This is a genomic window from Bosea sp. AS-1 (assembly GCF_002220095.1).
Lineage (GTDB): Bacteria > Pseudomonadota > Alphaproteobacteria > Rhizobiales > Beijerinckiaceae > Allobosea.
Window position 1 is genome coordinate 484,011 of record NZ_CP022372.1, and the last position, 23,722, is coordinate 507,732.

The following is a 23,722-nucleotide window of genomic DNA, read 5'->3' on the forward strand; positions in this document are numbered from 1 at the left end:
TTTCAGTTGAGTTCTCCGGAGATTGAAACGGACTGCCTCGTTTAAGCCGCCAGAATCTGCTTGATTCCACTTAGATCGTCAGGAAGGTACTCGGCCCCTGAGCTGAACGAATATACGACTCGGACTCGGGTACCATCCCACACATATTTGAAGTGATCGCGTTGCACTGCTCGCTGCAGCACCTCGCCTTTGAGAACACCGATACACACGCCTGACGGCCGCTCGGCAGGCCTAAAAAGTAGCCCGTCAAAGCCGGCCTCCGCCACCAAGCGTCCCCGTCGGCGCCTTTCCGCCAGATCTAGGTCGGGATCCCAATCAAGGCCATTCGCGAACCGGCCTTTCACACCCCGCGAGAGCTCACGCATTTCCAAGCCGATCGGTGCCTCAGCGGTCCTGGCGAGGAACGTCTCTCGCTTTCTTATTGAGATTGCCAATGCCGTCTGTATGTCCGCGGCGAGTTCGAGCGCAGGTCGATCCGCGTCGAAGAACCTAGTGCCCTCAGGGTTCAAATAGGTGAACGGAGCATGGTTCCAGTTCTGCAACAGCGGGTTGTTGCCATCGACAACCCGAGCCCCGTTCATGAGCCGGTCGCGCTCCCGCAGGCGGGGGTTAGTGATTGATTCAATCTCAGCCAGTTCACTGCTGCGGCTGCCCGCGACGCGCGCGAACACGTCCACCGTGGGGAAACGCGACGGGATCAGCGTGTAGTACATTTGATCAACGTCGACTGAGGCGTATTCGCTAGCCACCACGCTGAGCGTCCACGTACTGACGGACACGGTAGATGTCCACGACTTGGCCTCCGCGCATCACGTCAAGCGCGCTCTGGCCATTGAAGAAGTCGTTGGGGCGACGCACCCAGCCGTCGGCAGCGCGCGAATCGGGAAGCAGTATCTCCAGCGCTTTGTGAACTGCCAACAAATGCGAAACGCGTTCGACTGTATCTCGCGGTATCGACCCTCCCTCCTTTTTCCATTTGAAAAACGTCGATCGGCCGGGTGATCCGAGCAGCAGTAATTGGTCATCGGTGGACAGCTGCCACAACTCCGCAAGTCCTTGGAAAGCTTCCATAACTGCAGGAATCGCTGATCGCCCGTCGCCCGCTCTGGCGATGGGTTCAAGGTTTGCCACGCGCACTTCTCCCGTTTTGTCCATATTTGGACTTGAAAATAGATTCAGTCCCGATATAGATGAGTCCACATTGGGACTCATTGAAGAATCTAGTCCATGGCGGACTCGGGATCAAGAGTCACCGGGGGAACGGAGCATGGCCATGAGCCACGAACACGCCAAATTTGAGTTTACCGTCGACGGGGCCACCCACGGCACTTCGGACGAAGTCATGGATGGGGACCAGATCCGCGAGGCCGCGGGGCTGGTTCCGGCGAGCGATTTCATCCTCATCCAGATCGTGGACGGCGCCGGGCGCTCCATCGGGCTGGAGGATGAAGTCACCTTCCGCCGCAACGAGAAGGCCACTTTCCTTTCGGCGCGGGGCGACCGCCTCTACACGTTCACCGTCAACGAACGTAGGTGGGAATGGGGGGCGGCGACGATCGCGGCTGAGTCCATCTATCGTTACGCCAATATCGATGACGATCTCGAACTCGTCCTCGACAGCGCTGGCGACCTGGTTATCCCCGCTGACGGCGAGGTGTCGCTGAGCGACGAGGGCGTCGAGCGCATCCGCAGCCGCGATGCGAAAAACGTGACCATCAAGGTCAATGGCCGACCGCGCACGGTGCCCAAGAGAAAGCACACCTATCGGGAGATCGCGCTGCTCGCTTACCCCGACGCCGATTTTGAGAACTTCAAGTACACGATCACGTACCTGAAGGGTGTTCACGGCGCCGAAGGTGACCTCGTCGAGGGTGAGAAGATCGATGTCAAGAACGGGATGATTTTCAATGTCCGCCGATCTGATAAGTCGTGATCCGCATCTCAAGCGTCTGCTGGACGAGGGGTTCGAGCTAGAGATCCGCGAGCTCGTTCTTTTCGTCCACAGCGTGCCCTACGTGAAGTGTGACATGTCGCTCGGCCGGGGGACGCTGGTTTGCATCCTTTCGCTCAATGCCGAGGGTCTCACCTCAACTCCCCAAACCGACCACACCATGTGGTTCACGGGTGAGACCCCCTGCCACCGCGATGGCACGCCGATGGTCAATATCATCAATAGCAGCCAAGAAGCGACGGTTGGGTCAGGCATCAAAGTCCGCCACTATTTCTCATCAAAGCCGGAAGGTACCGGCCAGTACGCCAACATCTACGACAAGGTGATCACCTACGAGGCTCACCTTGGCGCCGCTGCGCGCTCACACGACAAAACGGCTAACGCTCGTACGGGCGTGGCCGTGACCAGCGCTGAGGACGATAGCCCGTTCGCCATTCCCGATTCTGCGTCGGCCCGCTACGGGATCGCCGGCGCCAATCGGAAGCTCAGGGGACGAATTGCGATTATCGGCCTCGGGGGCACTGGAGCGTATTTGCTCGACCTCGCCGCGAAGACACGCGTTGCAGAGATCCACATCTACGACGACGACCAACTCCTCAACCATAACCTTTTTCGCTCCCCTGGCGCTCCCGAGCTCGGGCTAGCGAAGAACTTTCCTCGCAAGGTCGATTATTACGCCGCGGTCTACGGCCGCATGCACAAAGGCGTGATGCCACATGCGGTGAGGGTCACTGCCTACAATATCGACGAATTTGCAGAATATGACTTCGTATTTGTTTGTGTCGACAAAGGCTCGTCGCGCCGCGCTATTGCCGAAGGCCTGGTTCGGTTGGGCATCCCCTTCATCGATACCGGAATTGGACTCGGGCTCGACGACGATGTGCTCGACGGGTGCGCACGTGCGACTTTCATTGCTCCCGGCACGCCTTGGCAGGACGTGGCGAAGCATCTGTCCTTCGGTGACGATGATGAGGAGGTCGATGTCTACGGAACCGAGATCCAAATCGCCGAACTCAATTCGCTGAACGCAATCATGGCGATCATGCGTTGGAAGCGCTGGCTGACGTTCTACCGCGATGAGCGCAACGAGAGGAATGCGGCTTACATGGTCGAGGGCAACAACATAGCAAATCGGGTGAGATAATGCCTCGGATAGATCGCCTCACCACGGTCTTCGTCGAAGACATTCCGGAGCAGCTTGAGGATGGGGTACTCTATGTCTCCCGCGAGTCCCATGTTGCGTTGCATAATTGTGCCTGCGGGTGCGGTGAGGAAGTCTCGACTCCTCTCGTTCCGACGGAATATGATTTGGTAATGGAGGAAGAGGGGGCCTCGATCTGGCCATCGATCGGCAACCACGACTTCCCTTGCCGTTCTCACTACATCATCAAGCGCGGCCGAATCCAATGGGCCGGCAAGATGACACGCAAGCAGATCGAGGCCGGCCGTGCACATGATCGCTGGCTGAAGCGTGGCGCTAGGCCGAAGGGTATTCGGGCTGTCATCGCTTGGTTCAAGCGCATGTGGGCCAAGCTCATCGGTTAGCGCATCCACAATGTGGAATGCGCGCCATACAACGAAGGGCTTTGGTTACGGGATGATGCGGGCTGCAGGGAACGCACCACCCCGTGACTCATATAGACGATAAGGTCGCGACGAGGCTGCATAACCTCCAGATAGATGCTGATCTGGTCGACACAAGCATTCATCCGCGCATCCCCCGATCGGATCGCCGTGCTCGCGATCAACTCCGGCTGCGCGTTACACATTGCCCAAGTGAATCGCCCGAAACCGGACGCTCCAGACGTCGGAAAGGGCCTAAGGTTGCTGGTCGAGCAATCGGGTTGGCAGCTCGCATTGAAGCTGCCCTTCTTGATGTGAGCAGGCGTTTCGGGACGAAAGCGCGCCCAGCCGCTTTTGCAGTCACGTTCAGAGGCCTGCGTTCAAGACTTTGATTAGTAATCGGAAACTGCGAACCAATGCTGCGCGCAGTTTCAAAGGCTCCTAGGCGAAGCATATGCCTGGGCGCGTACTGCTCTCCCGGCATCGCTGCATATGCCGAGCCCCCGGTTTCGCTGGCGGGGCATCGTTATCATTTTAGCGCCAGCTCTATCTCGGTCACTTAGAACCCCCTGAGAGGGCATTGCGAAGCCGCATGATGGTTTGACGACTGACGTCGAAACGCTTCGCCAAGGGTGCCACCTTCTCGCCTGACTTCAGAGCTGCTTCGATCTCGGCCCGCTGACTGGCGGTGACGGCATTCGGTCGGCCGAGCTTGACGCCCTCGGACTTAACGCGATGTAGCCCGGCATTCGTTCTCTCGATCAGGAGATCACGCTCAAATTGCGCGACGGCGTTGATGACATTCATGGTCATTTTCCCGGCCGGGCTGGCGAGGTCAACGCCACCCAGTGCCAAACAGTGAACCCGAATGCCGATTTCCTCGAGCTTGTGGACACTTGAACTGACGTCGATCGCATTTCGACCGAGGCGATCCATTTTCGTGACGATCAGAATATCGCCCCGCTCAAGCCTATCCAGCAGTCGGGTAAATCCTGGGCGGGCGGAAATTGCCACGCTGCCGGATATCGTTTCGGAAATCACCCGGTGCGGCTCGACTCGAAAGCCGGCCGCCTCAATTTCCTGAATTTGATTTTCGGTTGTCTGCCCGTTGGTGGACACCCGGACATAAGCGAAGGCGCGAGACATGGATTTTCGTCCAAAAAGGGTGTGACGAGAATCGGACATGTCCGTAATTGTCGCAAGCTAATTTATGGACGCATCCGGCGAGGGGTGTCCGAAATCGCTCGTTTTTGGACGGGGACCTTGGTGGGGCGATGCCCAATCGAATTGCGTCGCGTCCGGCCCAGCCCTTTAATGTCTTATGCGCCAACACCACCCCGATAATCACGAGCTCGACGACTGGCCCCAATACGGACCGAAAAATCCGACCATCGCCGACCTGGTCTGGAAGCTCGCCTATGATCGGGGCATGCGCGTTGCCGACATCGAGATCATCATCGAGCGGGCTCTTCGCGACGAGCTCAACAGGACAAAGGGCGGTGACGAGCCCCATACCCTCGATCCGGAAACCTAGAGCGTCGCCGCCGTGCGGAGATTAGGGGCAGAATCGCCGCAGCAGTTGCGGCGATTGATTGGCGAGTTGCCGTTATTACCACTTCTGCAGGAATGGTAATAACAGGTAAGCCCTGCATTGCTGGCAAGCTGACAGCGCCCGGAGGGGATGGATTTGCAGCTGCAAACCCTCGACACAGCAGGGTCGACTACCTCGGTGGTGAAAACCCCATAGAAGACAGGAACGCGGAAATGATTTGCGATCTCTCAGGAGATTCAGGATGCGTTGATTTCGAATTGGCATCGGAGCCGCCAGGACAAGAATTTTGATCCGACGCCGGTGTTGAAGCTGTTCCTACCATGGGCGCCGGCTACGTGGCTCGTCGCTGAAATGAATCCGCGCGATTGAGACAGCCTATTTGGGCTCGCAATTTTTTCGGATGAGGCGGAGCTCGGCGACTTCAGTCTGGCTGAGATTGCCGCGCTGGAAGGGCCAGCAGATCTCCGCGTCGAGATCGATCAGCATTGGCGGGCTCAGAAGACGCTAAACCAGTACTTGGCTGAGCACTCAGCCTAGCTGCCGGTGATTTGCAGCTGCAAACTAGTCCTGGCCGGTCGGAGGGGGGGCTCGACCGATCGCACCGCGCTTGCTTAACGTACCTAATTGAGTACAATAGCGAGATGCGAACAACGTCCTACACCGACCTGCGAAAGAATCTAGCCACCATGCTCGACAGGGTGACCGAGGATCACGCGCCGATGCTCATCACCCGGGATAAGGGAAAGCCTGCGGCGGTGCTGATGTCGCTCGAAGATTACGCCTCTTATGAGGAAACGCGCTATCTCCTCCGGAATCCGCGCAATGCTGACCGGCTGCTCAAGGCCGTAAAGGAGCTCGATGAAGGCAAAGGAACCGAACGCGTCCTTGCCGAATGAAACTCGTCTTCCACGAACAGGCCTGGGAGGATTACCTGCATTGGCAGGCGACCGATCCCAAGCTGCTGGTCCGGCTCAACGGGCTCATCAAAGAATGCACGCGCACGCCATTTAACGGCACCGGCAAGCCGGAGCCGTTGCGCGGTCCGCTGTCGGGCTGGTGGTCGCGACGGATCACACAGGAGCACCGCCTGGTCTATCGGCCAAGTGAGGGCGGTCTATTGATCGCGCAATGCCGGTTTCACTACTGATGGCGGCCGCGATGGCAGGGCAGCCGTGAAAATCTGGGTTCTATCGGATCTTCATCTTGAAGGGTTCCCATTTCCTTCAGCATTCGCTCCTCGCCGCCCCGAGTTCGATGTTCTGGTGTCGGCCGGCGATGTTTGGCAGGGGAATATCCCGGCCGGTTTCCAATTCCTGCGCCATCTTGCCGGCGACAGGCCCGTCATTGCGACGCTCGGCAATCACGAGCACTGGCGAGGCGAACCGAGTGCGACGATCGCCGCCGCTCGGCGCGCTGCTAAAGCCAATGAAATTTTGCTACTCGAGGGCGATACAATCGATCTGCAGGGCGTGAAGTTTATCGGCACGACCCTCTGGTCCGATTACAGTCTCGCAGGAGCCATCGATGCTACGATGCCGACTGGCGAGGACATTCTTTTTCGCGACGGAATGAAGGAGCGGCTCTTTCGTGTTCAGGATGCTCAGCAGCTGTATCGCGCAAGTCGGCAGCGCTTACGGCGTCTCATCGAGCAGGAAACCTCTCTCCCTCGCGTCGTCGTAACCCATCACGCTCCGCACCCTGCCTGCGTCGCCCCGGCCAACCTCGGAAAATGGATCGCCGGAAATTGCGCCTCTGACCTATCCGAGCCGACGGATTCCGGCCGAGCCGCGGTGTGGTTGCACGGGCATGTTCATCACAGCATCGACATGCTCCGGCCAGGCGGAACGCGGATCCTCTGCAATCCAGCCGGAGCCCTGTTCTCCAATTCGGCGTTTGACGAAAGCCTGGTGATCGAGGTTGCCAACTAAGGTTGATCACTGCCATCCGGAGGGGCGCAAATCGGCTATCCTGGCTCCATTGAGTGGCGACGCTGGGGGACATTGATGGATAAGTCACCTGAGGAACGGGCTCGCGTAAGCGCGGCGGTGCTCCGCACGTTCTTGAACATCGCGGACCGCTGGGAGTTGTCCTCGGCCGACCGGCTCGCGCTTCTTCAATGCGATGCGCGACAGTATGAGGAATGGTCGAGCGTCGCGCGGTCGAATGGTCCGCTCGTCCTCGAAATGCCTGTTCTCCTGCGTATCTCTGCGCTTCTCGGTGTCTTCATGGATGCGCAGCAGCTTTACGGAACACCGGAAAAGGAAAGGGACTGGCTTCGCGGCGCCAACCTGGCTGCGCCATACCAGGGGCGAACTCCTATGGATCTCCTGAGAGGGACGCTCGACGATCAACTTGCTGTGCGGGGGGAGGTCGCTGCTATCAGGTGGGGTGGGGGCGTAGCGCCGAATGCGATCGATAAGAACTTCACGAAATACACAGCTGAGGATCTGATCTGGGTAGACGAACGTCCGCAGATCCGGGCGGTCTGCTTCGACGGGTTCGGAACGCTCGTCGAAATTGTCGATAAGCGACGGCCGTTCAGAGCGCTCCTCGGGCATGCCAGCGCATCGGAGGCGGTAACCCAGGCACTCACCACCCCGATGAGCCTACGCGATCTTGCCCGGGACCTCGCGACTGTTCCTGACGAGGAACGCCTTATCGAGCTTGAGGCGGACTTGTCAGCGGAAACCGCTTCGACACGGTTACGGCCGGAAATTGAGGCCATCTGGCGCAGATTGGGCGAGCTCGGATTGAAAATAGGCGTCTGCTCGAATCTTGCCGCGCCATATGGAGCCGCTTTACTCGGCTGCCTGCCCAGCGCCCCGGATGCGGCCGTTCTCTCGTTTGAGGTCGGCATGATGAAGCCTCAGGTCGAAATCTATCAGCTGGTTTGCCAGCGGCTCAATTTGGAGCCGCATCAGGTTCTTTTCGTCGGCGACAGCGTCGATGCAGACGTGATCGGCCCGCGAAATGCTGGATTGTTCGCAATGCACATTGCCGAATTCGAAACCGGATCTGATCAGGGGGTGCTGCCGGGAGCGCCACAACCGGTCCGGGAGCTCCTGTGGTCCGCTGCGGCTGCGCCGACCCACGCTTGAACGCGCGTGCACGTGCGTCCGTCATTGAAGCGGCAGGTTGAACGATAGCGCGTTTTAAAGCGCGCAGGCGCTTCATTAGAGCGCCCTGGATGCTCCATTGAAGCGTCAGAGTTTGACGTTGAAGCGGCCGTGGGCTTGAAGACGCGCCAAGGTTGCAACTGGCGGGCTTCATTAAAGCGTTCAGGCTGCATCATTGAAGCGACACGCGGACATCGCGCCTCAATCTTGCGGCGTCCTACCTACCGTCCCGCAGCTGCGAGAGCTAAGTGGATCAGTGGCGCGTCACGCCAATCATGCCGAGGAGGGGGCAGGATGCGCCTTTTGGTGATTTCTGATCTGCATCTTGAGTTTGGGCCGTTTCTCTTTGCAAAACCCCTGCCGGAATTCGATGTCGCGGTCTTCGCCGGCGACGTCCATAAGCCGATCACGGCTGCGCTCAACTGGATGGTGGAACAGCGAGAGGCGGGTCCGTTGAGAGATCGCGAGATCGTCTACGTCGCCGGCAATCACGAGTTCTACAATAGCGAGATGAAGGCCAGCCTGGGGGCCGGAAGCGAACTAGCCGACAAGGTAGGTGTTCATTTCCTGCATCGCCGAACCATGATCATCGGGCAGGTTCGATTTGTCGGCTGCATCCTATGGACCGACTATCGCCTCCTCGGAACGCCGAAGCCGTCCATGGTTTTCGCCGGGCAGGAGCTAAACGATCACCGCCTCATTCGCTATCGGGAGGATAGCGGCCATTACAGCCGCTTCATGCCCTGGCACGCCGCCGCCGAGCATCGGCTCGATCTTGCATTCATCCGCGCCGAGCTCGCGAAGGCTCATGAGGGGCCGACCGTGGTAGTCACTCACCACGCCCCGCATCCGCAATCGGTTCAGCCGCGACATCAGGGAAGCTCCTTGTCGCCGGCCTTCGTCTCGGATCTCAGCGCCGTGATCGAGGAATACCAACCCAAGCTCTGGATCCACGGTCATGATCACGGGTCACACGATTATATGGTTGGACGAACGCGCGTCTTCGCCAACCAGGCCGGCTACCCCAATCGTCAAGGCGACCGCGAAAATCCGTGGTTCGATCCCGGCTGCGTCCTCGAGGTGTGAAGCGGTGCCGAGCTCTAGCGCGCCCCCTAGTCAGGTTTAAGGCGCGCCTTAGTCAGGTTTGGGACGCGGGTAGCCGCACGGATATCGAGGTTTTGCGCGCGGGCAGCGCCCAGAGCCGGTAATGCAGCGGCTTAAACGAGCCCTGTCGGGCCTGAAAGCGGTGCGCAACAACTTGCATCTGCCTATTAGGGTTTAGCGCGCGCCTAGTCAGGTTTAAGGCGCGGGTTGCCCGCCGGATGCCGAGGTTTTGCGCGCGGTGTCCGCTAGAGCCGGCGATTTCGGCGGCTCAAACGAGCCTCGCCGAGCTAAATCTGGTTCGAAACGACTCACCGTCCACTACTAGGGTTTGACGCGCGCCCCGCCGGCGATCGTGCTGACAACTCCTGTCGATGGCACAGTGATAACGGAGACCAGCGTGCGATCTCAGACCCTGATGCTGAAAGCAGGAGCGATGAGTGGAACTTACCTGACGCGATCGGACGTCAGCTGCAATATGAGCCGCTTCTATCGGATGGAAGTGCAGCCCGACCTATTCGACGGCTGGACGCTCTGGCGCGAATGGGGGCGTATCGGCCGAAGAGGGCAGCTCCGCCTCGATCCGTACCAAAGCGAGCAAGACGGGTATGCGGCTCTCACTGACCTGGTGCGCCAGAAGATGCGGCGCGGCTACCAGCAGGCGTAACGCCGCCGCCAGTTTCAGACGCGACGTCTGACCCAGGGAATTGGGGAACGGGTTCCATTTTTTGCGGGAGGGGATCTGTAGGTCGCCTGCCCAATTTCCAATCGGGCGAGGCTTCGATCCCTGCCGCGAGGCGCCACTTGTGCTTTTGCCTGGGTTTGACCCAGGCTTCACGTCTGCGGCTGTTGTGCATGGCCGCTAGCGACGCGTCGACCATCTCTTTCGTGGGACACGCCAGCGAGAGGCATCAAGGTCGTCGAGCAGAAAACGGGCCAACCGAAGGGCGTCCTCCTCGGAAATTTCGTACTTGAGCTCATGAAGGTTGGAGCGAAGCCGGTTTTTCACCATGAGGAGGATGCTGTTAGCCACCGGTCGCGCCTCAAATCGACAACCCGTCATCGCGGCGAACTCCGCGGTCGCGATCGGGAGCCTTAGCCTTCTCGACCTCTACGGCCGCCGTCTTGCCGATGATAAAATCAATTCGGCGCCGCGCAATTTCGGTCGGCGAAGATTCCAGAGCTCGGGCGATTGGATTGGCCATCGCCGGCAGCGTCCGATCTCGCAGCCAGGTGAAAGCCTGGGCCGGAGTGATCTCCTTCACCTTCGCGACAAGATCCGCGGCACCGCGTTTCGTGGTGTCGGTAATGGTCGACCACGACCAACGGCCTGTGCGCTCGGATTTGGATATTTTCACCTTCTCCTCGCGATTGCTGAACTGCACTTCATGGTCCCGGTTCGAATTCCAGGACCTCAGAAGGTTACCGCCCAATTGCTGAGTGGCGACCTTCAAGAGGTTCTGTGTATCGACCATCATCTTGTCGAATTGGGCTATGCGGCCTGTAGCTTGGCGAGCAGTTGTTCGATCGCCGTTTCCCGACCGTCGCAGGCTTGCAGGTCGTTCTTCTCCTCGTTGCTGTAGACTTGAACGTACATCACCTTGCAGTAGGCTCGCAGTTCGCCCGGCAAGGCGTACCATACGGCTGCTGGACAGGTTTCGCAGACTGTTGAGGGACTTGGCCTCACGCCGGGGGGCAAACGTGAGAGAGTGGGCGACTCGTAAATATTTCCGAACGCTTCGCTCGCGCTGTTCTGGTCGAGGGTTTGGGGCAAGCTCGATGCTGGGGCTTCGATCTCGGTTGTCTCGGTCATTGCTTCGCTCATGATTTTTGCTGCCTTTTTCTGGATTTGCTTCGACGCTCATCCCGATCTGCTCGGGTTGTTTGATCGCGGATGAATTCGCAGGCGGCACGGGATACTCCGCCGGCGAATTCATCCGCGCTTCCATTCGGTCTTTCATCTGCTCGGCCGGCGCAGGCTGCGGCTGCTCCTGCTCGACGGCATGGGGTTCCATGTGGACTGGCTTGCCGTCGACGAAGGCAAGAGCCGGCTCCTTGATGACCGGGGGAGCGGCTACGAATTGCTTGATGTCCGGTACGAAGTCGGACGGGTTCATTTTGAGGTCGCTCTTCTTGACCTCCTCCATGAAGGCCGTCCTCACGTCAGCGTCGCTGACATCGGCGGATCGGTCTTCAAGCTCTAGCGTCTCGGTTTGCGTCTTGCCGGAGAGCATTTTGCCGGGCCGACTGGCTTCGAGCCTATCGCGAATGCGAGACGTGTCGGCATAGAGGCGCGCGGTCTGGCGGTGGCGCGTCATGGCGACGTAGGTGGATTCCCGACCCATACCGCGGAGATTGGCGACGTAGCAGTGATCGACGGTGACACCCTGGCTCGCGTGCACCGTCATCGCATAGGAATGCTGGATCTTCGGGACGGAGGGTTCGCCGTCTTTGCGTCGGCCGACCAGCTCGCTCATGCGGGCCGAAACATCTCGACCACCATCCTTCTGCAGGCGGAACACAATCTGCGGATCCGCCTCCTTCGAGATCGAAAGGATCTCGCCAAGGTCGGCATTTCGGATGGTCACGCCCTCGAGCTCGAGTGTTTCGCCGAAAATGATCTTGTCGCCGGCAGCGAATGCCAGATCGTCGACCTCCTTCGAACCTCGGGGCAGGACCGGTACCAGGATTTCATCCTGAAGCTGGCCCTTGCTCTGCAGCACGGCGCGGATCTGCGAATTGATTTCGCGAACATCCAGATTCCAGCCGCTGAGAATGGCGCGCGTCGACGTTATGCCGCTTTGTGCCTCCAGATCGGCGCAATAGTCGTTGACCAGCTGCCTGATTGTCTCGTCGCGATCTTCCGCCCAGTTGATTGCCCCGGCGCGATCGTAAGCCTCAAGGGCCCGGATAGGGTCGCCAACCGCGAAATCTTTGGACGCGGCGCGCATCCATTGGCCCTCGACGTCATTGCGCCCTCGCTGCCGGCGGATCTCGTCCATGCGGCTCGCCCCGATGGTCCGACTGAGAGCGACGAGAGGAGCACCGGTCGCAACAGGCTGCAGCTGCTTGGAGTCGCCAGTGAGGACGAGCTTGCTGCCGGCGCTGGCTGTGGAGGCGACGAGCCTGGCCATGTCGAGAGTACCGATCATGCCGGCTTCATCAGCGATGATCGTCGTATTGGGTCCGAGGACGATCTCGCCCTTTTCAACCCGGTTCAGGAAACCCTGGACCGCGCGGGCCATGTCCTCAGCGGTCTCGGTGTCCGATTTGATGACGTCCACCGCCTTCCAAGAGGGGGCGATCACCTGGATCTCATTCCCACAGTCGCGAGCGACCTCGGCCACTGTTGCCATGGCGAAGCTTTTCCCGGCGCCGGCAGAGCCTTCGACGATTGAGATGCCGTCCCGATTCAGCGCGTGCCGCACTGCCTGCTTCTGCTCTTCAGCCATGGTCGTGCGGGCGGCTAGCACACGTTCAAGCGTCTCGGCGTCGACGAAATCGCGGCTATTCCGGCCCTCGATCGCCTGGCTGAGCATTTTGCGCTCAGCTTCGATAAGCGCCGCGGTCGAGAAAACGGGCTGCCTGGAATCGTCGAGACCGAGCTTGATGATTGCGCCTGACCGCTCGAGCTCACTGACGATTTCGAGTGCTTCGTTGGCGGACACCTGGCACTGAACGGCCTCGATCACCACTCGCAAAACACCAGCGCGGGTGAAGACGGCGTCGTGCTCGCTCATGGCCTCGATGGCTGTGATGGCGAGCCCCCGCATCCGGACGGCCTTTTCACCCTCGGCCTCGCGCTGCAGTCGCACATGATCCGACTGGATCCTGACCGATTGGAACAAGGTGGCCGGGTTCCATCCGGAACTCAAAAGCTCCCGAACCCATTTTGTTTCGAGCTCGCTCAGAGGTGTTTCGCGGTCCTTCGTATCGCGGCTCTGATAAGCGGCTAGTTGCGCAGCGTTGCGATTAGCTTCCGTATTGAAGCCCATCTCCTTCGCGATTTTCTCAATCTGAGAGCGACGCTTCGAGAAGAGTTCGACAACCTGTTCGGGCACTCCTGCAATTTCGAAATTGCGGTCCTTCTTCTCGACCTCGATACCTAGTTCGCGACGGAGTTCATTGGCGAGTTCGGATCGATATAGCGCAGCAATTGCACCCCGATATTTCATGATCGTTGAATTATCGATTCCGCCCGTCGTTCCATCCGCGCGAACAGCCAGGTTCATTAGAACGCCGTGGCTATGCAGCTGGGGGTCCTTCGCGCGCGACGTGAAGTGACGATAGACGGCAGCTGCTACCTCGGCAGGCGGGTTGCGCGGACCTTGCCCTGCCTGGCCCTGCCTGGCGTCGATCAGCCCATCGTCGAAGATGAAATCCAAAGCTCGGCGGAACGCACGATCATGAGCGCAGAAGACCTTCTCGCGCATGACATTGTCACCAAAAGCTGCCAGCAGTGACACGCTTTTTGGGGCACTGATCTGGACGTCGAAGCCGGCCGTGCGCTTGCCGTTCGCGCTGTTCTTTACGAGTGATTGCCTGGTCCCGGGATCACGGCCGACTGCAAGGTCACGGAGCACGCGTCCATCAACTTCAGCCCCATCCTTGCAGAGGCGAAACGGCGAAAGTCCGCGTTGATGAAGGACCGTCGAGTGAGCACCGTTGCCCCTAGCCCACCATGTGCCGACGCTCTCGCCCGCACCGTTATCGACATAATAAGCGACCTGGTCACGACCGGAGATGTCGCGAACCGCCTCCTTATCCATCGTCGCGATCTGAGCCTGAGCCTCGTAATACTCGACGCTGGCAACTCGGATGCAATTCATCATGGCGTTAAGCCCAATGTTAGATGCGCATATAAATGGAGTTCAATATCAACCGGCTTTCGAATTAGCTCGATGTGCATCGACGATATAATCCGCGATCACATTGATGCGTTCGACCGTCTCGGCTGCGCTCGCCTGAGCGGCGAGAGACAGATCCGCCGCCTTTTGGATGATGTCGAAGGGACCGATGGCCAGGTGAAGGGCTTGCTCGATATAAGCGTTTGTCGCGATACCCTTCGTGCGGGCAGCGGCCTCAACCGCGTCCCAGAGAACCGCGTCTATGCTGATACGCTTCTGTTCCTTGGCCATTATGGACCTCGATTGCCTATGTATGAAGATAATAAAATCAATACGTTAATGCAGAAATTGACTTTTCTAGGGGCATCGCAGGTGCGTAATGCGTCCAGATAAAACCAAGGCCATGGAGGCAGATTGCAATCTCGTAATGATGCTACGAACGGATGTTAATGCTAGGTGATATTAGAAATTGATGGTAAGTGAATATCATTTGAATATATTATGAATCAGGGTGTATACTTGGCGTATCCGAAATCGAGTCTGAGGCGAATTCGCAATGAAGGGCAATGCCGATGAAAAGTAGCAGGATCGACGGTACCGTGGACAAGCTACGGGCAGCCCTCCGCGAGATGGCATCCGAGCAGCCTCTGCGCTCACAATCCATGTTTCAGAAGATCAAAGAAATCCTGCCAGAGATCCGGAACCTAAAGAATAAGCGATTTACCGATGTTGAAATTCTGCAGCGACTGAGTGCGAACGGAATTGAAATGTCGCTTGGAACCTTCAGGCAGTACGTCAACAGGGCGACCCGAGAGGAATCTGGAACCCCAACTAGGACGAAGCGACAGCGAAACGTGAAACCGGTGGCGAAGGTGGAATCGAGCGTGACGCCACCCCGGCCAGTCGAGGCTTCTCCTGCGCCGGATAATGCGAGCAAGGAGAGCAAGGTCGCTCTCACCCACAACCCCAATCGGAGGCTGTGACAAAGGCAAATTTTCGTCGTTGCGCATCGGAAATGCCCTGTTCAAACTGATGTTGATGCGGATCAGTCAATGATCCAGCGGATTGGCCGCAGCGACCGGAATGATCGAATTGCTTTCGCGCCGAGCAAGCCGGTCAGAACCGAGGTCATCACGAGTACGAGCAGATTCCAGGAGGCGAGCCAGTCGGTTACGGACTGATAGGTGCTGCGCATGCCCCCAGCGGCTGTCGGCGCCCTAATCTTGTCGAGCCACATCGGCACTTTGCAGGCCGACGCGCCCTCTCGCGACCACACATTCGGCGAGCCGGCGTAGCAGTTGCCCATCAGCGTTTCCGTGATGTTGCCGTTCGCATTAATGAGTTGCAGCCATCTTCTGCTATCGGAACGCGCTGCCAGCGACGCCCATTCCGTCGCAAGGCCGGAAACGTCGGAGCGACCTTTCGACCAACCTACATAACCGCCTGCTATCGCAGTGAAGATGCACATAGCAGCGATGAATGCGCCGAGCCCCATTTCGCGCCTCATCTCTACCTGCTTGAGGTGGTTGGCGACCTCGGTCTTGACGATCGCGCTCAAATTGTCGGCGAGCCTAGCGTGCGCGGCCTCAACTTTCGCTGTCGCCGCACCTGCAACCGAGTCAACCGCTTTGCGGCTCGCTTGGTCGAGCTTGGAGGGCAAAGCCTCGACCGCTTCGACGAGCGGCAGCGCCACTTCCCTTGCGTAATTGGCCGTGACGGCGAGCACCACGGTCGGATCGTCCGGTGATTGCTGCGAGCCGAATACCTGCTTGATCGTCAGGTCGCGGCCCTCCGCAGACAGGCTGAACGCGGCCGCCGCGCGTTCCAGCCGTGTTTGAATCTTCTCAGGATTGCTGTCGGTTCGCATCGTTAGGCCCCGGTGGAAAAAAAATGGTGAGGGCGGCAGAAGCCGCCCCTATCAGACGAGACCCAAGAGGGACTTGGCAGGCGCGATGGCTTCGGCGAAGTCGAGCCGGTAATTGCGTACATGCTGCTGCGAGGACAGGTCCAAGCGCCGGCTCGTCTCGCCATCGGCGAGCTTGATTCCCATCGGCTTGATCATCGCAGCCGTACGGCGATCCAGCGACGGAAGCTCAATTTCGACGCCGCCGGCATTTTTGATCCGGGTGCGTGTGCCGCCACCGATCGTTTCGCCGGATTCATGGTCCTTGAAACCGACCCAGAAGGGGAAGTCGACGTCCCTGATGCCGTATAGCCGGTTCTTGACCACGACGTGATCGACGATCTTCCCGACTTCGCCGGCTTCCTCGATCATGTCGAGATAGGTGGCGACCGACGCCGTCGCACTGTCATCGTTCGTCAGAAGGTGAACGAATGTGACGCGGTAGCCCGTCGAGTCGAAGGCGCGTAGGAGGCGCTTGAGGCCGGCGCCGGCATCCTGAATACGCATCAGATCAGCGAGGCCTCCGCCCGCAAGATCGTGGACGATCACGCTTTCGTCGGACGCGCAGGCGTTGACTAGCGTCGAGCGTTCGTCGTCGTTGCGCAGGTTGTAGTAGCCGACACCAGCAACCGGATCCTGCTGCATTTCGATGTCGCCATCTGGGCCACGCGAACCGTAGAGCTTGAGCAGAGCGCCCACCCCGCCGTCGCTGTCATAAGCTGCGACGCGCTGGCCCGAACTGCGGGCGTAATCGATCAAGGAGCACGCACCGAACGATTTGCCGGCACCGCCTTTCTCCGAGGTAAAAAGGATGACGCGCCTCGCGTCGCCAACTGTCTTCTTGGCCATTTGACTTCATCTTTCTCACTGCTTCGCACTCAGTCCGAGCTGAGCTTCGCGAATTTCCTGCTCGTTGAAACAACGACGGAATGAATGGGATTGGGATTTGCTTCGTTGTCGTCAGCGGCATTCTCTTGCGCCAAACGGTTCAATCGCCACTGCTTGATGAATGCACGGCGGCGGGCGAGGGCCGCGGGGCTGTCGTCGCGCGTATAGTCTGGTGCCGGCAGTGCGAGCTGTCGCGGCGGCGCAATCAAATCCTCACAATGCCGACAGGCGCGAGAAACTTGCGCGGTCGTAGGAGGAAAGTGACCTTTGAACCAGTCGAACTCACCGCGGATCAGACGTATGACAGCCTTCTTGATTGCCGGCAGCGAGTAGCCTTCGACTGCGATCAGATAGGTCGCCGCGGCACTGCTCGCATTAGAGCGCTCGATGGGGAAGGCGGTGAAGAGAAGCCGCAAGGCTTTGAGCGCCTCAGCCTGTGATGCTGGGAGACTAGGCATCGCGTGACAACATCCGTTCGATCTCGTCGAGTCCCTCAACGAGTGAGTTGCGGTTTGATCGCCAGTTCAGTTCGACACTGTTTCGACTCCAGTCGGGTTTCCATGCCAACCATCCGCGCTCGATCATCTCGTCTGCGGCAGCATTCGGATCCGGAGCCTTCGATAAGCTCCGGGCGAGCAGCAGCGCCGCGTGAACGGTGAGGGATTTTCCGAGCAGTGCTCGATGCTCGACAACCGCTGCGGCGCGATCGGCGCTTAAAACACCCTCGAAAGCGGCTAGCACTTGCAGTCGGTCGGATCGCTTTGATGCACGCGCTTCGCGCGTGTTCTGAAGAGACGTAGTCTCTGAAGAATCTTCCCTTGTTTTCTTGTCTTCTCTTTTGCGTCGCTGCTGCGTCACTCTCGCGCCAGATACTGCGTCGTCACACGCGCCATGCCGCCTGCTGAGGCGCTGATATTTGTCGTAATTGCAGATGGTTATGCGGGTCACGCCCGCGTCAGTTTCCATGTCAATTGCCGCGCCGTCTTTTAGGCGCTTTAGAAATCGTCTGACGGTGGCGTCCGGCCACTGCCAGACAGAGGCGAGGTACCTTGATGAATGAGCGAGCTGACCGCGCTCAAGTTCGACGTCAAGCGATCCCACCATCACCTGGCGAGCCGCATAAGAAGCGGAGCTCAATAGCCAGAGGAATGCGGCGTGTTCGTTGAAACGTTGTCGCCGGAGCAATGGATGATCCCAAATGCTGCGGTCGACCGCAAAGAAGCCAAGCTGACTCATCGGTGGCCGCTCCGCGGTCGATTATCGCAGGCGCGTTGTGGGGCAATAGCAAGCGCATCTGCATGTGTCGCACCATCCCAAAGGGTCGGGCGCCCGCCTTGCTGATTGGGGAATCTGACGAAAAGGCGGAACTGGCCGATGCGGCTCGGTTCGCTGCTTTCCGGAACGATCCCAGCGTCGATCTCGATGTAGAGCCGGCACAGGTCGATGGAACGGATCTCTGCAGCCCTATATCGGGTCGCCGTCCGAAGGCTTGCGGTCGCGGCCGCCGGCGAGATCCGGTCGCCGAGCCAGGTCGCTTGCAATTGTGCGTGGGGAGGGGCAATGTCGCAGGCGATCGGCGGCCAAACCTGATCAACTCCGCGAGGCTCGTAACCGGTGATGACGGTTACGAGCCTCTGCCGATTCTGGGCCACTCAGGAAGCCCTCGCGTCGGAACGTGCCTTTGGCAAGCTTGTGAGAAAGGCTTCCCAATCGCTGGCAAGCACAACGGTCGCTGCCCCGGCCTTTCTCGCAGTCAGCTTCCCGGTCGCAATGGCGTCATAGATGAAGGTTGATTTGACGGGGCCAGCTTCGGCCAGTTCCTTGATGCGAAATGCCAACTTCTGCATGGATTGCTCCGTTCTCGAGCGATCGACAGCGAATTGCTGCGATCCGTGGAACAGAGTTGGCGTGTTAGATTAATTGAGGGAACTCCCCTCTAGATTATTTGCCTATTGATTAGGATCCCTTAGATTCCTTCTTCGGGGCTCCCGCCTTGAGTGGCGCATGACCCGATGCCTCTCGCGCTTCACGAAAAAGGCCCCTATTCCATTGATTCGCTGTAACCTTCAGTCCAGCGGCCAGTAGTTGATTGAGCACTGCACCCTTCTTCAGTGAGGGGTTCTCCCTCCAGATTTCAGCCCCAAGCTTTATGATTATGCCTTCCCCTGACGATTTTCTGATCGTCGGAGGCTTAATTCGCTGTTCTGACGGTAGCTTCTTGGAGAGCTGCAGGATTCTCTCAAAGTCAGCGTCGCTGACGATTAGCGGCATTCCGTCAATATCAGGCCAGCGACGATCGCTCGGCGAAAGGCCTGATGCAATGACATGATCAAAATCAATCGAAATCCTCCAACTTGTGGGCGATATCCGCCGAATATTTTGATCTGGCAACTCGACGCAAGCAAATATAGAAGCCTCTATCAGTAATACGTGGATGTAATCCAGCGATTTCGCGACCCATTCAGCTCGGTCGGAAACCCCTGAAATGATAATCTGCGTGCGAAGTTGGTCGGATGCCTCGGACAGATACCTGTAACCATCGGGAAGTAGTCGTCGATTTCTTGTGGGATCAAACACGGCTCGCCCTGCTCGCTTCTCTCAAAAGGGGCGCCCCGCCATGCGCACACAAAGAAGTTGCATAGCGAGCCCACGCGTCCATGAGCTTCTTGCGCTTCTCGAGCGCAGAGCTCCTGCGATAAGCTTGCTCGGTTCCGTCGCCGACCTGATGTGCCAGTGCATGCTCGATGATATCGCGCGGGAAATTCGTGCGGTCGCCTGCCCAGTCACGAAAGGTCGACCGGAAGCCGTGCGGCGTAGCATCGACCTGCATTCGCCGCATCAGCATCGCCATGCTCATATTTGAAAGAGCTTCTGAGACCCGTGGTCCATGAAAAATCGGGCTCTCCGGCTTCACAGTGCGATCTCCAACCGCGGCGTCGAGGATCTCGAGGGCCCGGGTAGACAGTGGCACTTCGTGAGGCTTCCCCATCTTCATCCGCTCACCCGGCACACGCCACAGCTTTTTTGCTCGATCGATCTCACCCCACGTGGCGCCAATGACCTCGCCGGTACGAGCGGCGGTCAAAATCGTGAATTCCAAGGCGAGCGCGGCCATCGCGGAGCGACTGCGCAGTTGCTCTACAAAAGCGGGGGTGTCGTCGATTGGTACCGCCTTGTGGTGCCCTCGCGTAAGGCGCTCCCGCTTTCCTAACAGCGAGTCCAAGTTGCCGCGCCACCGAGCCGGGTTATCCCTCGACCGATGGCCGAGAGCCGCGGACGCATCGAGCACGCGCTCAATTCGATTGCGAGCACGAGAAGCTGTCTCGGGTTTTTCACGCCAGATCGGACGCAGTACCTTCAGAACATGTTCGACCTCGATCTCGTTAACCGGCATGTCGCGCAGCGATTTCGCTTCAACCTCCAGTGCGCGCTTCCACTGATAGCGGTGCTTTTCGTTCGTCCAATCCTTCTCGATTTCTGCAAGCAGGGCATCAGCGGCCTCTCCGAAGGTCGGAACCGGCTTGTCGCGTTCGCGTTGCCGTTTCCGTGCTTCGATTGGATCCCGGCCCTCAGCCAAATGACCACGGCACTCGGCCGCAAGATCTCTGGCTCGAGCGAGTGTCACGTCACGGGCCGAGCCCAGGCCCATCTCTCGCTGCTTCCCGCCCTTCGCGAAAAAGAAAACCCAGCGGCGTCTCCCGTCCGCCGAGATTGAGAGGTACAAACCGCCACCATCACTATGACGGCCAGGCTTGCTAAGGGCTGCGACCGCCTTGGCACTCAACTTCCCTAAAACGCGTGCCATTCGGCCCTAGCTCCGGCCCTAGTAAGAACGCCGGATTGAGGCGATACACTGCGATCTGCAGCGGAGGGCTGCGGAAATCGATACACGATAAGTCGTTAATTGCTAGTGGTTTTCTGGCCGATGACGGTTCGTCGCGATCAGCAGCGGACAAACATTCAGTGGACCTCAGCTCCACCAGGCCAAATCGGTGTGCGACCGCAGCGAAAATATTCTGGCAAATTCATTTGTTTACGGGGAGCCGGAAAAATCGGATGTGCCCACATCCGCGCCCAGGCGTGTACCCAAAATCGATCGCTCGATGCTTTGTGCCGCAGCTTCTGCAGGATTGGATTGGCGATTCTTCGATATCGAAGCCGGTCGCGACTTCTCACTCAGTTCGAATAAGGCACCAGCGCTTTTGGAGACCTAGCGTAAGAGCGCCAGCCTATGGGGCTCGCCATTCGACACTCAGGTCCCCAGCGACGCTACGCCCTACTAGCAGACATTTGGAAGATCTGCTCCCGGGGGCCTGGTAAGGCCGCTAGTCGAGCTGACGGAGCCGGCCCATTACTGACCTCCTGAACGTCCGGTTCTGGGCAGCCAGATTTCGTGGCAGGCCCCGCTGCGGGAGTTGGCCCCTTCCTGATATCGCAAGCGTCCGCTTTCAGAGCGCCCCGTGCCGCGGCTATGAGCATGCCGCGAGTGCGCCAATCTGGTGAGTTGCCTCATTCCCGAATGACTTGCTCAATTCTGAAGGGAGGATCGACGTGGCCAGATCTGCCTTGGGTCGGTAGACCGCGCATCGGTAAGGAAACTGTCACACGAAGGCCTCCTTCGGCACGGTTTTCCAATGTGATAGATCCCTCATGCGAATGAGCTACGGCTTGGGCGATGGTCAGGCCAAGCCCGGAGCCGCCAGTCTCGCGGCCGCGCGACTCTTCCAAACGCACAAAGGGATGGAAGACACGCACCATGTCGGCCAATGGGATTCCGGGGCCTTCATCTTCGACCATGACGATGAAGTGGTCGCCGGCCTCGGTAATGCTGACAGTGGCCGAAGCGCCGTACTTGACAGCGTTTCCGATGATATTCGAGAAGGCTCGCTTCAACGGCAGGACACGCCCCAGGACGGGAGCTGAGTTCAAACCCGACAGGGCGACGCTGTGTCCCTGGTCGAGATGCTCGTCGACGATTGTCTCGATGACGGAGGCGAGATCGATCGGCCGGATCGCTTCGCTGGAAATGCCGCCGCGAAGATACTCCAGCGTCGAGTCGATCATCGCTTCCATCTCGCCGAGATCGGCATCGATCAGCCGGCGCGTCGCGTCATCTTCAAGCAATTCCGAACGGAGCCTGAGCCTGGTGATGGGGGTGCGCAGGTCATGCGAGACCGCCGCCATGGCTTGCATGCGCTCGCCGACGAGGCGTTGGATCCGCTCTCGCATGGTGTTGAAGGCGCGCGCGGCGCGGCGCACCTCGATCGGACCGTGCTCGGATAGAAGATGCGGAGCCTGATCCAGGCTGAAGCGCTCGGCTGCGACGGCGAGATCCTTCAGAGGGCGCGTCGCCCAGCGCAGCAGCAGCAGCGCGACGACGACGATGCCCACGCCAAAGCAGATCGTGGCTGCGACCACGCTCCAATCGGCATGTTGATTGACACCGAGAGTGGAGGAAGAGAAGTTCGCCCAAGATCCGTCGTCGAGCCGCACCGAAACCAGCATCATGTGCCGGTAGGCATCAGCATCACCTGTCCCCAGCGCTCCATCGTCGGCAAAGCCTACCCTGAAGGATTCCGCTGCGAGTTCGGGCGCGAGCGCCTTGAGCCGCGACTCCATCGTCCGCGTCCGTTCGGTTCCCGGAGCGCTGCCGAGGACGAGGCTGACCTTGCTCCAATGCACTTCCAGGCTTGCGCTCGACAGATCATGGGCGATGCGATCGCGGTCCGGTGCTGCGGGAAGACTTGCGATCACGCGCTTGATGGAGACGATGCGCTCGGCAAGGCCGCGATCCTGTCCGACGGTTGCAAGATTCTCGACGCTGACACGATAGGCCCAGTAGCCGAGTAGGTGAAAGGCGAGCAGCGCCGCCACCAGGATCAGAATGGCTCGGCTCGCTATCGTGTCGGGCCAGAGCGATTTGGCCAGGCGTATCAAGCAGGCTGTCCTTCCCAGCTATTGACCTGCGAGGTGAAGATGTAGCCGGCACCGCGAACGGTCTTGATCAATTGGCCGCCCCCAGCATCAGCCTCAAGCTTGCGGCGCAGCCGGCTGATCTGGACATCAATGGTGCGATCGAAGGGATCGTCACTCGTCCGCGCCTTGGCGAATTGCATCAGCGCCTCCCGTGACAGGACGCGATTGGCATGCTCGACGAATGCGACAAGCAAGTCGAATTCTCCGGTCGAAAGATCGATCAATGTCCCGCTGGGCGAGACCAGTTCTCGGCGACGCAAATCCACGTGCCAGCCGTCAAAGCTGACGGCCTCGCTTGGACGCACTTCGGCGAGATCGCGCGCAGCGCGTGACCGACGCAGCACGGCGCGTATCCGGGCGAGCAGTTCGCGTGGACTGAAGGGTTTGGTGACATAGTCGTCGGCACCGCCTTCCAGCCCCATGATGCGATCGCTCTCTTCGCTGCGGGCCGTCAGCATCACGATCGGGACCTGGGAGGTCACGCGAACGTCCCGGCAGAGCTCCACGCCGGAGCGACCGGGCAGCATCAGGTCGAGCACGATCAGATCGATTGCGGTATGTGTCAGGACATCCCTCATGACGCGCCCGTCCGGCGCGCCGGTAACCTGATAGCCATAACGTTGAAGAAAGCGTGCCACCAGCAGCCTGATCTGCGGATCGTCATCCACCACCAGGATATGCCCGTGGTCCTCGGAAACCGAATTCGTCACGCGCCTTGTTTCCGGTCCGTGATGCGCTTCGGCTTCTGCCGAGCCCTGTCTGTATAGCGCGCCCGGGGCCGGATGCCGCCTGCCGGTTTGAAACAATTTGTAACGGACGCCTGAG

Annotated in this window: 24 protein-coding genes and 1 pseudogene; 11 read left to right on the forward strand and 14 right to left on the reverse strand. The window is 59.2% G+C overall.

Going from position 1 to position 23,722, the window contains the following annotated elements; genetic code table 11:
- Positions 1-41 precede the first annotated feature (41 nt).
- Together CE453_RS03935 and CE453_RS03940 are read right to left on the reverse strand one after the other, a co-directional pair.
- Positions 42-713 carry an RES family NAD+ phosphorylase gene (locus tag CE453_RS03935; RefSeq protein WP_089173395.1) on the reverse strand — a complete coding sequence of 224 codons (672 nt, stop codon included), beginning with the start codon at positions 711-713 and terminating at the stop codon, positions 42-44.
- A 28-nt stretch (positions 714-741) separates the two neighbouring features.
- A complete protein-coding gene (locus CE453_RS03940) occupies positions 742-1,131 on the reverse strand; it encodes an MbcA/ParS/Xre antitoxin family protein (RefSeq protein WP_089177691.1) in 390 nt (129 codons plus the stop codon).
- 142 nt (positions 1,132-1,273) lie between these two features.
- Between CE453_RS03940 and CE453_RS03945 the strand changes: the two genes are divergently transcribed.
- From CE453_RS03945 to CE453_RS03955, 3 genes are read left to right on the forward strand one after another with little or no spacing between them, the layout of a single operon-like run.
- Positions 1,274-1,933: a multiubiquitin domain-containing protein gene (locus CE453_RS03945; RefSeq protein WP_089177692.1), complete on the forward strand. Its 660-nt coding sequence runs from the start codon at positions 1,274-1,276 to the stop codon at positions 1,931-1,933.
- The gene (locus tag CE453_RS03950; RefSeq protein WP_089173396.1) at positions 1,908-3,095 is read left to right on the forward strand and encodes a ThiF family adenylyltransferase; all 1,188 of its coding nucleotides are present in this window, start codon (positions 1,908-1,910) and stop codon (positions 3,093-3,095) included. Before CE453_RS03945 ends, CE453_RS03950 begins: the two co-directional genes overlap by 26 nt.
- A complete protein-coding gene (locus tag CE453_RS03955; RefSeq protein WP_089173397.1) occupies positions 3,095-3,496 on the forward strand; it encodes a ubiquitination-like system serine protease family protein in 402 nt (133 codons plus the stop codon). The genes CE453_RS03950 and CE453_RS03955 overlap by 1 nt, the downstream gene beginning before the upstream one ends.
- Positions 3,497-4,069: 573 nt before the next feature.
- Here the strand turns inward: CE453_RS03955 and CE453_RS03965 are convergent.
- Positions 4,070-4,660: a recombinase family protein gene (locus CE453_RS03965; RefSeq protein ID WP_089173399.1), complete on the reverse strand. Its 591-nt coding sequence runs from the start codon at positions 4,658-4,660 to the stop codon at positions 4,070-4,072.
- Between the two features lie 175 nt (positions 4,661-4,835).
- Between CE453_RS03965 and CE453_RS03970 the strand changes: the two genes are divergently transcribed.
- The 8 genes and pseudogenes from CE453_RS03970 (at position 4,836) to CE453_RS04010 (ending at position 9,950) form a co-directional block, all read left to right on the forward strand.
- Complete coding sequence (locus tag CE453_RS03970) at positions 4,836-5,048, forward strand: hypothetical protein (RefSeq protein WP_089173400.1); 213 nt, start codon at positions 4,836-4,838, stop codon at positions 5,046-5,048.
- A 264-nt stretch (positions 5,049-5,312) separates the two neighbouring features.
- Positions 5,313-5,603 (forward strand): annotated as a pseudogene (locus CE453_RS29610) (DUF2958 domain-containing protein).
- Positions 5,604-5,707: 104 nt separating this feature from the next.
- Positions 5,708-5,962, forward strand: a complete 255-nt coding sequence (locus tag CE453_RS03985; RefSeq protein ID WP_089173402.1) for a type II toxin-antitoxin system Phd/YefM family antitoxin — start codon at positions 5,708-5,710, stop codon at positions 5,960-5,962.
- On the forward strand, positions 5,959-6,213 hold the full coding sequence (locus CE453_RS03990; RefSeq protein WP_089173403.1) for a Txe/YoeB family addiction module toxin: 255 nt from the start codon (positions 5,959-5,961) through the stop codon (positions 6,211-6,213). Before CE453_RS03985 ends, CE453_RS03990 begins: the two co-directional genes overlap by 4 nt.
- 25 nt (positions 6,214-6,238) lie before the next feature.
- Positions 6,239-6,994 (forward strand): metallophosphoesterase, encoded by a 756-nt coding sequence (locus CE453_RS03995; RefSeq protein ID WP_089173404.1) that lies wholly within the window; start codon positions 6,239-6,241, stop codon positions 6,992-6,994.
- Positions 6,995-7,069: 75 nt separating this feature from the next.
- Complete coding sequence (locus CE453_RS04000; protein WP_089173405.1) at positions 7,070-8,164, forward strand: HAD-IA family hydrolase; 1,095 nt, start codon at positions 7,070-7,072, stop codon at positions 8,162-8,164.
- 312 nt (positions 8,165-8,476) lie between these two features.
- Complete coding sequence (locus tag CE453_RS04005) at positions 8,477-9,268, forward strand: metallophosphoesterase (RefSeq protein ID WP_089173406.1); 792 nt, start codon at positions 8,477-8,479, stop codon at positions 9,266-9,268.
- Positions 9,269-9,683: 415 nt separating this feature from the next.
- Complete coding sequence (locus CE453_RS04010; protein WP_198302256.1) at positions 9,684-9,950, forward strand: WGR domain-containing protein; 267 nt, start codon at positions 9,684-9,686, stop codon at positions 9,948-9,950.
- A gap of 376 nt (positions 9,951-10,326) precedes the next feature.
- Here the strand turns inward: CE453_RS04010 and mobF are convergent, their stop codons facing one another.
- The 11 genes from mobF to CE453_RS04060 form a co-directional block, all read right to left on the reverse strand.
- Positions 10,327-14,115: a MobF family relaxase gene (gene mobF / locus CE453_RS04015; RefSeq protein ID WP_089173408.1), complete on the reverse strand. Its 3,789-nt coding sequence runs from the start codon at positions 14,113-14,115 to the stop codon at positions 10,327-10,329.
- Positions 14,116-14,160: 45 nt separating this feature from the next.
- Positions 14,161-14,421, reverse strand: a complete 261-nt coding sequence (locus tag CE453_RS04020) for a hypothetical protein (protein ID WP_089173409.1) — start codon at positions 14,419-14,421, stop codon at positions 14,161-14,163.
- Between the two features lie 754 nt (positions 14,422-15,175).
- Positions 15,176-15,997, reverse strand: coding sequence for a hypothetical protein (locus tag CE453_RS04030; protein WP_089173411.1), 822 nt, complete (start codon positions 15,995-15,997; stop codon positions 15,176-15,178).
- A 51-nt stretch (positions 15,998-16,048) separates the two neighbouring features.
- The gene (locus CE453_RS04035) at positions 16,049-16,882 is read right to left on the reverse strand and encodes a nucleotide-binding protein (RefSeq protein ID WP_089173412.1); all 834 of its coding nucleotides are present in this window, start codon (positions 16,880-16,882) and stop codon (positions 16,049-16,051) included.
- A 29-nt stretch (positions 16,883-16,911) separates the two neighbouring features.
- On the reverse strand, positions 16,912-17,337 hold the full coding sequence (locus CE453_RS04040) for a hypothetical protein (protein ID WP_089173413.1): 426 nt from the start codon (positions 17,335-17,337) through the stop codon (positions 16,912-16,914).
- A gap of 34 nt (positions 17,338-17,371) precedes the next feature.
- Positions 17,372-18,157, reverse strand: coding sequence for a hypothetical protein (locus tag CE453_RS28435; RefSeq protein ID WP_157732893.1), 786 nt, complete (start codon positions 18,155-18,157; stop codon positions 17,372-17,374).
- Positions 18,158-18,573: 416 nt separating this feature from the next.
- Entirely contained in the window at positions 18,574-18,768 is a 195-nt protein-coding gene (locus CE453_RS04045; protein WP_089173414.1) for a hypothetical protein, read from the reverse strand.
- 109 nt (positions 18,769-18,877) lie between these two features.
- Positions 18,878-19,498, reverse strand: a complete 621-nt coding sequence (locus CE453_RS28440; RefSeq protein ID WP_157732894.1) for a hypothetical protein — start codon at positions 19,496-19,498, stop codon at positions 18,878-18,880.
- Complete coding sequence (locus CE453_RS04050) at positions 19,491-20,726, reverse strand: tyrosine-type recombinase/integrase (RefSeq protein ID WP_089173415.1); 1,236 nt, start codon at positions 20,724-20,726, stop codon at positions 19,491-19,493. The genes CE453_RS28440 and CE453_RS04050 overlap by 8 nt, the downstream gene beginning before the upstream one ends.
- A gap of 704 nt (positions 20,727-21,430) precedes the next feature.
- Positions 21,431-22,858 (reverse strand): ATP-binding protein, encoded by a 1,428-nt coding sequence (locus CE453_RS04055; RefSeq protein ID WP_089173416.1) that lies wholly within the window; start codon positions 22,856-22,858, stop codon positions 21,431-21,433.
- Positions 22,855-23,703, reverse strand: a complete 849-nt coding sequence (locus CE453_RS04060) for a response regulator (RefSeq protein WP_282568773.1) — start codon at positions 23,701-23,703, stop codon at positions 22,855-22,857. The genes CE453_RS04055 and CE453_RS04060 overlap by 4 nt, the downstream gene beginning before the upstream one ends.
- Between the last annotated feature and the right edge of the window lie 19 nt (positions 23,704-23,722).

Coding starts and splice junctions, on each gene's coding strand:
- CE453_RS28435 (WP_157732893.1), bottom strand. CDS start 18,157: ATGAGTCAGCTTGGCTTCTTTGCGGTCGACCGCAGCATTTGGGATCAT.
- CE453_RS03970 (WP_089173400.1), top strand. CDS start 4,836: ATGCGCCAACACCACCCCGATAATCACGAGCTCGACGACTGGCCCCAA.
- CE453_RS04035 (WP_089173412.1), bottom strand. CDS start 16,882: ATGGCCAAGAAGACAGTTGGCGACGCGAGGCGCGTCATCCTTTTTACC.
- CE453_RS04020 (WP_089173409.1), bottom strand. CDS start 14,421: ATGGCCAAGGAACAGAAGCGTATCAGCATAGACGCGGTTCTCTGGGAC.
- CE453_RS04005 (WP_089173406.1), top strand. CDS start 8,477: ATGCGCCTTTTGGTGATTTCTGATCTGCATCTTGAGTTTGGGCCGTTT.
- CE453_RS03945 (WP_089177692.1), top strand. CDS start 1,274: ATGAGCCACGAACACGCCAAATTTGAGTTTACCGTCGACGGGGCCACC.
- CE453_RS03950 (WP_089173396.1), top strand. CDS start 1,908: ATGTCCGCCGATCTGATAAGTCGTGATCCGCATCTCAAGCGTCTGCTG.
- CE453_RS03965 (WP_089173399.1), bottom strand. CDS start 4,660: ATGTCTCGCGCCTTCGCTTATGTCCGGGTGTCCACCAACGGGCAGACA.
- CE453_RS04045 (WP_089173414.1), bottom strand. CDS start 18,768: ATGCAGAAGTTGGCATTTCGCATCAAGGAACTGGCCGAAGCTGGCCCC.
- mobF (WP_089173408.1), bottom strand. CDS start 14,115: ATGATGAATTGCATCCGAGTTGCCAGCGTCGAGTATTACGAGGCTCAG.
- CE453_RS04050 (WP_089173415.1), bottom strand. CDS start 20,726: ATGGCACGCGTTTTAGGGAAGTTGAGTGCCAAGGCGGTCGCAGCCCTT.
- CE453_RS03990 (WP_089173403.1), top strand. CDS start 5,959: ATGAAACTCGTCTTCCACGAACAGGCCTGGGAGGATTACCTGCATTGG.
- CE453_RS04000 (WP_089173405.1), top strand. CDS start 7,070: ATGGATAAGTCACCTGAGGAACGGGCTCGCGTAAGCGCGGCGGTGCTC.
- CE453_RS03935 (WP_089173395.1), bottom strand. CDS start 713: ATGTACTACACGCTGATCCCGTCGCGTTTCCCCACGGTGGACGTGTTC.
- CE453_RS03955 (WP_089173397.1), top strand. CDS start 3,095: ATGCCTCGGATAGATCGCCTCACCACGGTCTTCGTCGAAGACATTCCG.
- CE453_RS03985 (WP_089173402.1), top strand. CDS start 5,708: ATGCGAACAACGTCCTACACCGACCTGCGAAAGAATCTAGCCACCATG.
- CE453_RS04030 (WP_089173411.1), bottom strand. CDS start 15,997: ATGCGAACCGACAGCAATCCTGAGAAGATTCAAACACGGCTGGAACGC.